The sequence below is a fragment of the Mesorhizobium sp. AA23 genome, from assembly GCF_001672435.1.
Lineage (GTDB): Bacteria > Pseudomonadota > Alphaproteobacteria > Rhizobiales > Rhizobiaceae > Mesorhizobium.
This window is the reverse complement of sequence record NZ_LYTP01000010.1, coordinates 82581-92506: the sequence shown is the minus strand read 5'-3', so window position 1 is coordinate 92506 and position 9926 is coordinate 82581. Positions and strand designations below refer to the sequence as shown.

The following is a 9926-nucleotide window of genomic DNA, read 5'->3' as shown; positions in this document are numbered from 1 at the left end:
CCTCTGGCCCGCCGGCCATCTCCCCCGCAAGGAGGGAGATTGGATGTCACCGCCGCCTTCGCCAACCGCCTGCGTTGCAGGAGATGCACGGTCAGCGAAACTGCCGATCTCCCCCCAAGAGGGGGAGATGTCCGGCAGGACAGAGGGGGGCGCGAAGGAACGCAAGGCCTGCAAGCTCGAAATTTGAGTCGCGCCGCTCACCCGCCCTGCTTGGTGCTCGTGCCGAAATCCACCTTCGGCACCTGCATCTTGTCTTCCTCTACGGTGAAGTTCGCAAACGGCTCATTGCCGCGGAACCAGAATGTCGCCCACAGCACCGACGGGAAGGTCCTCAGCGTCAGATTGTACTCCTTGACCGCCTGGATGTAGTCGCGACGCGCCACCGCGATGCGGTTCTCGGTGCCCTCGAGCTGCGCCTGCAGCGCGAGGAAATTCTGGTTGGCCTTGAGGTCGGGATAGTTTTCCGAGACCGCGATCAACCGCGACAGCGCGCCCGTCAGCCCGGCCTGGGCATCCTGGAATCTTTTGAGGGCTTCCGGATCCTTCAGCGTCTCCGGCGTCACCGTGATCTGCGTCGCCTTGGCGCGCGCCTGGACGACCGCGTCGAGCGTGTCCTTCTCGTGCGAGGCGTAGCCCTTCACCGTCTCGACCAGGTTGGGGATCAGGTCGGCGCGACGCTGATACTGGTTGAGCACCTCGCTCCAGGCCGCCCTGGCATTCTCCTCCGCCGTCGGGATGGTGTTGTAGCCGCAGCCGGCAAGCAGCGGCAGCACGAAGGCCATCATCAGCAAGGCCGGCAAATTGCGGAAAGCGGAGGGTAGAAGAAGGCGCTCGGCGAACATGATTGGTCCCCTCGACAGAAGTTGTGATGCGAAGCATTACCACAATCCGTGCGCAAGAAAATGACCCGGTCGTGGCAGCGCTCTGATCTTGGTCGCTCGCCCCTGTGAATACGCGACCGAACAGGCTAAGCTCCGGGCCGGAAAGGACATTTGCCATGGCCGAGCGCCGGGACGACGAGAATGAATCGCGCCGCATCCTTGAGCGCGTGGCGCGCGAAACGACGCCGGGCGGCGCTTCCTTCGTCGCCCGCACCGCGAAGGACGCACGCGACCACGTGACCGCGGCCGATGCCGACCGCTCCGATCCGATCGAAGTTTGGGGCACCCGCATTGGCCGAACGCTCGGCCTCATCATCGCCATTGGGCTGTTGGTCTGGCTGGTGTATGCCGCCACGCAGGGTGGCTAGGAACCGAATTTCATGAATGCTGATAAAACCGACGCGCCGCGCGCGGTCATCGTCATCTCCAGTCATGTCGCCCGCGGCTCGGTCGGCAACCGCGCCGCGGTCTTCGCGCTGGAGACGCTGGGTTTCCCGGTTTGGGCGGTGCCGACCGTGATCCTGCCCTGGCACCCAGGCCACAGCCGCGCCACCCGCATCGTGCCGCCGCTCGATCAGTTCAAGGCGCTGATGGCCGACCTCGAGCGCGCGCCGTGGCTGGGCGAGGTGAGCGCGGTGCTCTCGGGCTATCTCGGTGAGGCCGGCCAGGCGGAGGCCGTCGCTTCGCTGGTTGCGGCCGTCAAGGCGAGGACGCCGGATGCCCTTTATGTATGCGACCCGGTGATGGGCGATTCAGGCGGGCTCTTGCCGGAGCCGACGGCCGTCGCGCTGCGCGACAGGCTGATGCCGATCGCCGACATCGCCATGCCCAACCGCTACGAGCTCGAATGGATGGCCGGGGCGCCGCTGCCCGACATCAAGTCGGTGACGGCGGCCGCCCTGCACGCCGGTCCCTCCACCATGCTGGTCACCTCGGCACCCTCGATGATGGCGGGCGGCACCGGTAACTTCCTCCTCGACGACCGACACGCGCTGCTTGCCGAGCACCGCCTGATCGAGAAGCCGCCGAACGGGTTGGGCGACCTGACGGCCGCCGTCTATCTCGCCCGCATCCTTTCCGGCCAGCCGGCAGCGAAGGCGCTGCAGTCGACCACGGCCGCCGTCTACGAGATTCTTGCCCGCACCGCCAAACGCGGCGGCGACGAGCTGCAATTGGAGACCGACGCGCAGAGCCTGTCGCATCCGATGGCCATGGTGCAGCTTCGCCATCTCCTTCACCCCGGGCGGGACAAGCGGGCGTGACGCCAGGCGGCGTGCTGGCCGGCGTCGACGGCTGCAAGGCCGGCTGGATCGCCGTCCATCGCGAACCTGGCGCGCCGCCATCGGCATCGGTCTTCGCGACTTTCGAGGCTCTGCTACAGGCCCTGCCCGACGCTACGATCGCCGTCGACATGCCGATCGGCCTGCCTGATTTTTCCAGCCGCGGCGGTCGCGGGCCGGAGGCGCTGGTGCGGCCGCTGCTCGGAGCACGGCAGTCGAGCGTCTTTGCCATACCATCGCGCGCAGCGCTCTACGCGGATACCGGCAACTTCGCCACGGTCGAAGCCTGGTATGCCGCGCACCGGCGGGCAAGCGAGGTGGCGATGACGACTTCCAATCCGCCGCGCGGCGTTTCCATCCAGGCCTTCGGCATTTTTTCGAAGATCCGCGAGATCGACCAGCTGTTGATCGCGCGACCGGATTTACGCGGCCGCATCTTCGAATCGCACCCGGAAGTCGCCTTCTGTCGGCTGAACGGCGGCACCGCGATGATCCTGCCCAAGAAGATCAAGGGCACTATCAGCCCGGCCGGCATGGAGGAGCGCAAGGCGCTGCTTTGCCGGCAAGGCTACGACAAGACCTTCCTCGACCAGGCGCCGCCGAAGGGTGCCGCTAGCGACGACTTCCTCGACGCGGCCGCCATGATGTTGATCGCCGGCCGCATCGCCAGCGGCGAGGCGCGGCCCTCGCCCGATCCGCCGCTGACCGACCGCTTCGGCATTCAGGTCGCCATCTGGGCATAACCGAACGGGGCGGCCGGCATGCGTTTGCGACGCCGCCATCCGCAATTCGGCATTGCCCGCGACCGGCTTTTGCCGCTAGAGGCTTTTTCGATCGCAACGAGCTGCCGCCCCAAACCCGGAAAGGCGCCCATGCCCCATCTCCCCGAACATCTGCTGACCGGCTATCGCAACTTCATGAGCGGCCGCTATCCCGCCGAAAGCGACCGCTACCGCTCGCTGGCGCGTGAGGGCCAGGCGCCCGAGACCATGATCGTCGCCTGCTGCGATTCCCGCTCGGCCCCCGAAGCGATCTTCGATGCCGGGCCGGGCGAGCTCTTCGTGCTGCGCAATGTCGGCAATCTCGTGCCGCCCTATGAGCCGGACGGCGAGTTCCACTCGACCTCTGCTGCGCTCGAGTTCGCTGTGCAGAGCCTGAAGGTGAAGAACATCGTGGTGATGGGCCATGGCCGCTGCGGCGGCATCCGCGCCGCGCTCGATACCAATTTTGCGCCGCTGTCGCCTGGCGATTTCATCGGCAAATGGATGAGCCTGATCGCGCCGGCTGCCGAGACCGTCTCGTCCAGCACCTTCATGACGGCGACCGAGCGGCAGACGGCGCTGGAGCGCATCTCGATCCGCTATTCGATCGCCAATCTCAGGACATTCCCCTGCGTTTCGATCCTCGAGGGCAAGGGCAAGCTTACCCTGCACGGCGCCTGGTTCGACATCTCGACCGGCGAGCTCTGGGTGATGAACAAGGAGACCGGCGATTTCGAGCGGCCGGAGCTTTGATGGAGGGCTGATGGAGCGGATCTGGTGTAGGTTTCTCCTTGCGGCAGCGCTGCTGCTGTCCGCGACGATCAGCGCCAGCGCCGATGACAGCGCCGTCATCGATCGTTGGTATTCGGCACTCCTGGTCGCCGACCGCACCGAACTGTCCGAATTGCTTTCTGAAGAGGTGCACATGAAGCTCGACGATGTCGGCGTCGTCCAGGACAAGCAGGAATTCCTCGCGTCGATCGACGAATGGCAAGGCGCGGTTGCCGGCGCCGCCATCCGCCATCGCATCGAGAAGAGCGAAAAGGGCGAGACCACGGTGCTCGCCTGCTACGATTTCCCCGAGAACGACACGCTGATGCGCGAGACCTTCACCGTCGTCGGCGGCCGGATCACCGCCAGCACCCAGACGGCGGTCGCGCAGGACTGCAGCGCCTACTGATCCTGTTGTTGCGCGGTGCCGAGCACCGCCCTACATCGGGATAACCCGCCTGCATTCAGCCCCACCAAAAGCGCCTATGGATTTGCCCATGTCAAAGACCGTCGACCTCTCCGCCCATCCGCTGACGCTTTGGCAAGGCCCGCTCGGCCTGCCCGATTTCACCCGCATCGGCGACAATGATTTCGGGCCGGTCTTCGACGCGGCGCTGGCAGCGCACCAGGCTGAGATCGACGCGATCGCCGGCAACAGCGAGGCGGCAACGATCGAAAACACGCTGGCTGCACTTGAGCTCGCCGGCGAGCCGCTCGACCATGTCTCGTCGATCTTCTGGTGTCGTGCCGGCGCCCACACCAACGACACCATCCAGCAGCTGGAGCGCGAGATTTCGCCCAAGATGTCGCGGCACTTCTCCGCGATCTCGATGAACGAGAAGCTGTTTGCCCGCATCGACGACCTCTACCAGCGCCGCGACAGGCTGAGCCTCGATCCCGAGACGTTGCGTGTGCTGGAAAAGACCTGGAAAGGCTTCGTCCGCTCCGGTGCGAAGCTCGATGCGGAAGGCAAGAAGCGGCTGGCGGCAATCAACGAGGAACTCTCCTCGCTCGGCACCAAATTCGGCCAGAATGTGCTGGCCGACGAACGCGACTGGGCGCTGTTCCTCGACGAGGCTGATCTCGTCGGCCTGCCGGATTTCTTGAAGAGCTCGATGGCCGAGGCGGCCGAGATGCGTGGCCAGAAAGGTCGCTATGCGGTGACGCTGTCGCGCTCGATCTACGAGCCGTTCTCGACCTTCTCGGAGCGCCGCGACCTGCGCGAGATCGCCTTCCGCGCCTTCATCATGCGCGGCCAGAATGGCGGCGCCAGCGACAATACCGATGTGGTGCGCGACATGCTGAAGCTGCGCGCCGAGAAGGCGAAGCTGCTCGGCTATGAGTCTTTCGCGGCGCTTAAGCTCGACGACACGATGGCGAAGACGCCGAAGGCGGTGCACAACTTGCTCGATCCGGTCTGGGAAAAGGCGCTGGAAAAAGCGGCCGCCGATCAGAAGGAGTTGGAGCGGCTGGCCACCGAAGCCGGCAGCAACGACAAATTCGCGGCATGGGACTGGCGCTTCTACCAGGAGAAGCTGCGCACGGAGAAATTCGCTTTCGACGAAGCCGAGCTGAAGCCCTACCTGCAGCTTGAGCGCATCATCGACGCCTGCTTCGATGTCGCGACCAAGCTGTTCGGCGTCAGCTTCGAGGAGAAGAAGGGCATTGCCGCCTGGCATCCCGACGCGCGCGTCTTCGTGGTCAAGAACGCGGACGGCAGCGAGCGCGGCCTGTTTCTGGCGGATTACTTCGCGCGGCCCTCGAAACGCTCCGGCGCCTGGATGAGCGCGCTGAAATCCGGCTACAAGCTTGGGAAAGGCGCGAAGCCCGTCATCTACAACATCATGAACTTCGCCAAGCCGCCGGCCGGCGAGCAGGCCCTTCTCTCCGTCGACGAAGCAAAGACGCTGTTTCACGAATTCGGCCATGCGCTGCACGGCATGCTGACCGACGTCACTTGGCCGTCGGTCTCCGGCACCTCGGTCAGCCGCGACTTCGTCGAACTGCCCTCGCAGCTCTATGAGCATTGGCTGACGGTGCCGGCGGTGCTGGAAAAGCATGCGCTGCACGTCAAGACCGGCAAGCCGATGCCGAAGGACCTGCTCGACAAGATGCTCGCCGCACGCACCTTCGGCGCCGGCTTCGCCACGGTCGAGTTCACCGCCTCGGCGCTGATCGACATGGCTTATCACGCAAGGCCGGACGCGCCGGCCGAGCCGCTTCCGTTCGAGGCTGAAACGCTGGAAAAGCTGCATATGCCCAACACCATCGCCATGCGTCATCGCACCCCGCATTTCGGTCATATCTTCGCCGGCGAAGGTTATTCAGCCGGCTACTATTCCTACATGTGGTCGGAGGTGCTGGACGCCGACGCCTTTTCCGCCTTCGAGGAAACAGGCGATCCTTTCAACCCGGAACTGGCCGAGCGGCTGAGGAAGAACATCTACGCCGCCGGCGGAGCGAAGGATCCGGAAGAGCTTTACACGGCCTTCCGCGGCAAGATGCCTTCGCCCGAGGCGATGATGGTGAAAAGAGGGTTGGTGTAGCGCGCCCCTCCCTTCTCCCCATGTGGGAGAAGGTGGATCGGCGCGGAGCGCCGAGACGGATGAGGGGTGTTCCAGCGGAGTGAGACGTCAGCATTCCTTGGAGCACCCCTCATCCGTCGCCTGCGGCGACACCTTCTCCCACAGGGGGAGAAGGAGGAGCCTCATCCTTCCACGGATCCTTCACCCTCGGCCATATCGGCCTCGTCAGCTTCCTGTAATCCGTCGCCGCCGGATTGCTGGGATAAGAACTCGGCGCCGCGACATAGATGACCTCGGCGGCAATCGGCGCGAAGCCGGCGTAGAAATGGTTGGTCGACTTGATCAGCAGGATGTCCTTCGACATCGGATCGACGCCGATATTGGAAAAGATGTCCGGCTCGAAGGTCTGCGTGCGGTTGGTGTTTAGGATGACGTCGACCTCGGTGCCCTCGATGCGAACCACCGCAGCCGGCCCGAGCGTCACCCGGCTCGGCCCGAAGCTTTGCCAGCCCTCGCTGACGGCCTTGAGCACCGTGACGCGCGCGTCGATCGGCTCGCCCGCCTGCGGCCCGGCCTTGCCGCCGAAGCGCAGGTCGATGACGGCGCCATCGCCGGCCGCCTGGCAGAAGGTCACCGCGATCGGATCCCAGATCGTGGCGACGCCGACCCTGTCGATCCCGCGCGCCAGCAATTCGGAGAGCACGATGGTGCCGTCGCCCGGCACGCCGCCGCCCGGATTGTCCCAGATATCGGCGATCACGACCGGCTTGTCCTTCTGTGCCGCACGCACGGCAAGCGCCCGCTCGATGCCGGCGGACGCGGAGAGCATCGTCATCGCCGTCTTTTCGCGCAGCGCATAGAGCTCGCGTCCCAGCGTCTCGGCGAGTTGGTCGCCTTTTTCTTTGTCATTGTCGGTGATTACGAGGATGCGCGTGCCCATTTCCGGCACGTCGGCGGCCATGAAGCCGTGGATGACCGAGACCGACAGCACGCCGTCCTTGCCGTGCAGCGCTTTGATCTTGTCGACGAAGGAGCGCATCGGCTCGCGGCTGGTCGGCAGCACCTGGATCATGCGGCAGTCGAACGTCGAGATCACCGGCTTGATTTCGCCCCGCGCCGCGGCAAGGCCGAGCTCGATCACATGCTCGCCGCGCTCGTAGAAATCGGTGTGCGGGAATTCGAGGAAATAGGCCATGATGTCGGAGGCCGCGACGCGCTTGGGCGTCAGATGGCTGTGCGGATCGAATTCCGAGGCGATCACCACCTTCGGCCCGACGATTGCGCGCACACGCTCCAGCAGGTCGCCCTCGCAGTCGTCATAACCCTGCGCCACCATCGCGCCGTGCAGGCCGAGGATCACCGCATCGACCGGCAGGGCGGCATTGAGCTGGTCGAGGATCTCGTCGCGCAGCGCCTCAAAAGTCTGCCGCTGCACCAGCCCGCCGGGCTCCGCCCAGGTGGCGGTGCCTTCGATGACGGTCAGGCCTTCGCTGGCCGCACGCCGGCGCAGCGCCACGATCGGCGAGGAGCACAGCGTCGGCGTCTCCGGATGCTTTCCCGGGCCGGCATAGAAGGCCATCTCGAACGAGGCCCGGTCGGTCGGCACCGGCGAGAAGGTGTTGGTTTCCGTCGCCAGGGAGGCGGTGAAGATGCGCATCAAAACTCCGTGGACTATTTGTTTTTGGCAATTCCGGACGGAAAACCGCTGCACAGTTTTCCTGGAATTGCCGGGATTGCTATTTCACCGCTCCTAATGCCAGCCCGCGCACCAGGTAGCGCTGCAGCCAGATGAAGAGGATCGCCACCGGCAGCGTTGCCAGCAGCGTGGCCGCCATGACATGGTGCCATTCGATCGTGTAGCGGCCGGCGACCAGCGAGAAAACCTGGATCGGCAGCGTGTAGCTTTCCTGGCTGCGCAGCATGGTGAGCGCCACGACGAACTCGTTCCAGGCGTTGATGAAGGTGAAGATCGCCGTCACAGCGATTGCCGGCAGGCAAAGCGGCAGGAACACTTTGCGCAGCGTCAGCCAGCGGCCGGCGCCTTCCATCCAGGCGGCCTCCTCGAGGTCGCGCGGAATGGTGTCGAAATAGCTCTGCAGCATCCAGACGGTGAAGGCGACGTTGAAGGCCATGTAGATGAAGCCGAGTGCCGTCGTGCTCTCGACCAGCCCCCAGGCGGCCATCAGCCTGAACAGGCCAAGCACCAGCACGATCGGCGAGATCATCTGCGAGATCAGCAGGAACTGGCGGAAGGCGCCATAACCGGCAAAGCGGAAGCGCGACATGGCATATGCCGCCGGCACCGAGATCAGGATGGCGCCGATCGTCGCCAGCGCCGAGACATAGAGCGAGTTGAGAAGCGCCTGGCCGAAGCCGGTCGCCACCCACATGTCGGCGAAATTCGACCAGCGGAATTCGCTCGGCCACCATGTTGGCGTCAGCACTTCGGTCCGCGGCTTGACCGCGGTGAGGAACATCACCGCGAAGGGGAAGATCGTCACCACGATCAATGGCGCAAGCAGCAGCCAGGCGATGATCGAGCGTTTCAGCTTGCCGTTTCTCATGTGCGTTGCTCCCGCATGGCGAGCCGCACATAGATCATGGTGAAGATGAGCAGGATGACGAACATCACCAGCGACACCGCCGAAGCCTCGCCCAGCTTGCCGATGCGGAAGGCGAGCTTGTAGAGATGGGTGACCAATATGTCGGTGGAGTTCGCCGGTCCCCCTTGAGTCATCACCCAGATGATCGGGAAGGAGTTGAAGACGTAGATCGTGTTGAGCACGATCGCGATGTTGATGAACGGTTTTAGGAGCGGAAAGGTGATCTCGCGGAACTGCTGTAAGGGGGTCGCGCCCTCCAGCGCCGCGGCTTCGTAGAGATCGTCGGGGATCGACGACAGGCCGCCGAGGAAGATCGTGGTGGTGAACGGCACCGTCACCAGTATGCCGATCAGCACCTGCATCGGGAAGGCGGTCTCGGCGCTCGCCAGCCACTGGATGTTCTGGCTGATCAGGCCGAGCTTCATCAGCCCCGAGTTCAGCATGCCGCTTTCGCCGTTGAGCGCCCAGCGCCATACCACCGCCGTCATGGTGAGCGACACCGCCCAGGGCAGCATGATGATGACGCGGGCCAGTCCACGGCCGTAGAAGTCAGTATTGAGGATGATCGCCACCGGGATCGACAAGAGCAGCGCCCCGCCGACCACCAGCACGGTCCATAGGCCGGTGCGCCACAGGGCGGCGACAAAATCGGGATCGGCAGCAAGCGCCCGGAAATTGGCCAGGCCGCTGAAGTCGCGCAGCTGGCCAAAGCGATTCACGTCATGCGTCGAGATCTGCACGAGATCCCAGACGGGCCAGAAGATCACCACCGCCGCCAGCAAAAGGCTGGGAAGCGTCAGCAGATAGGGCACGATACGGCTTTGCATCGGCTGGCTTGCACCGCGTTGCGGGTAGATGGCAGTGGCATTGGTGCTCAAGGCACGGTCCCCGCATTGGAATTTCGCTGGCCTGCCGGCTTGGCTGTCGTTCTTCCTGGGCAATTGCTTCGGGATTTGCATTCCTCGCCGGCGTTTGAGCCGACATCGATGATTGTCCTTGTCTGAACCGATTGCCCGGTCGTTCTTCCGCAATCCGACAGAAAACCGCGCCCGTTTTCCTGCGATTGCCAAGCCGGAGAGATGTGGCGCGCCCCGACGGGGTGGGG

General features: G+C 64.5%; 10 protein-coding genes. 6 read left to right on the top strand and 4 right to left on the bottom strand.

Translation table 11 applies throughout. From position 1 onward, the window contains the following. Window positions 1–197: 197 nt before the first annotated feature. The gene (locus A9K66_RS10155; protein ID WP_067323126.1) at window positions 198–842 is read right to left on the bottom strand and encodes a LemA family protein; all 645 of its coding nucleotides are present in this window, start codon (window positions 840–842) and stop codon (window positions 198–200) included. A gap of 155 nt (window positions 843–997) precedes the next feature. Here A9K66_RS10155 and A9K66_RS10150 point away from each other — a divergent pair, with 155 nt between their 5' ends. From A9K66_RS10150 to A9K66_RS10125, 6 genes are all read left to right on the top strand, one after another. Next, window positions 998–1249: a hypothetical protein gene (locus A9K66_RS10150; protein ID WP_067001435.1), complete on the top strand. Its 252-nt coding sequence runs from the start codon at window positions 998–1000 to the stop codon at window positions 1247–1249. Window positions 1250–1261: 12 nt separating this feature from the next. Beyond that, window positions 1262–2143 (top strand): pyridoxal kinase PdxY, encoded by an 882-nt coding sequence (gene pdxY / locus A9K66_RS10145; protein WP_067323123.1) that lies wholly within the window; start codon window positions 1262–1264, stop codon window positions 2141–2143. Further along, the gene (locus tag A9K66_RS10140) at window positions 2140–2904 is read left to right on the top strand and encodes a DUF429 domain-containing protein (RefSeq protein ID WP_067323120.1); all 765 of its coding nucleotides are present in this window, start codon (window positions 2140–2142) and stop codon (window positions 2902–2904) included. The genes pdxY and A9K66_RS10140 overlap by 4 nt, the downstream gene beginning before the upstream one ends. Window positions 2905–3033: 129 nt before the next feature. Next, entirely contained in the window at window positions 3034–3675 is a 642-nt protein-coding gene (locus A9K66_RS10135) for a carbonic anhydrase (RefSeq protein WP_067001427.1), read from the top strand. 10 nt (window positions 3676–3685) lie between these two features. Continuing rightward, a complete protein-coding gene (locus A9K66_RS10130; RefSeq protein WP_067323116.1) occupies window positions 3686–4102 on the top strand; it encodes a hypothetical protein in 417 nt (138 codons plus the stop codon). An 82-nt stretch (window positions 4103–4184) separates the two neighbouring features. Beyond that, window positions 4185–6239, top strand: coding sequence for a M3 family metallopeptidase (locus A9K66_RS10125; protein ID WP_067323142.1), 2055 nt, complete (start codon window positions 4185–4187; stop codon window positions 6237–6239). A gap of 109 nt (window positions 6240–6348) precedes the next feature. Here A9K66_RS10125 and A9K66_RS10120 read toward each other — a convergent pair whose 3' ends face one another. From A9K66_RS10120 to A9K66_RS10110, 3 genes are all read right to left on the bottom strand, one after another. Beyond that, window positions 6349–7875: a M81 family metallopeptidase gene (locus A9K66_RS10120; RefSeq protein ID WP_067323113.1), complete on the bottom strand. Its 1527-nt coding sequence runs from the start codon at window positions 7873–7875 to the stop codon at window positions 6349–6351. A gap of 79 nt (window positions 7876–7954) precedes the next feature. Continuing rightward, window positions 7955–8782 (bottom strand): carbohydrate ABC transporter permease, encoded by an 828-nt coding sequence (locus A9K66_RS10115; RefSeq protein WP_067001418.1) that lies wholly within the window; start codon window positions 8780–8782, stop codon window positions 7955–7957. Beyond that, on the bottom strand, window positions 8779–9648 hold the full coding sequence (locus A9K66_RS10110) for a sugar ABC transporter permease (protein WP_067323139.1): 870 nt from the start codon (window positions 9646–9648) through the stop codon (window positions 8779–8781). Before A9K66_RS10110 ends, A9K66_RS10115 begins: the two co-directional genes overlap by 4 nt. Between the last annotated feature and the right edge of the window lie 278 nt (window positions 9649–9926).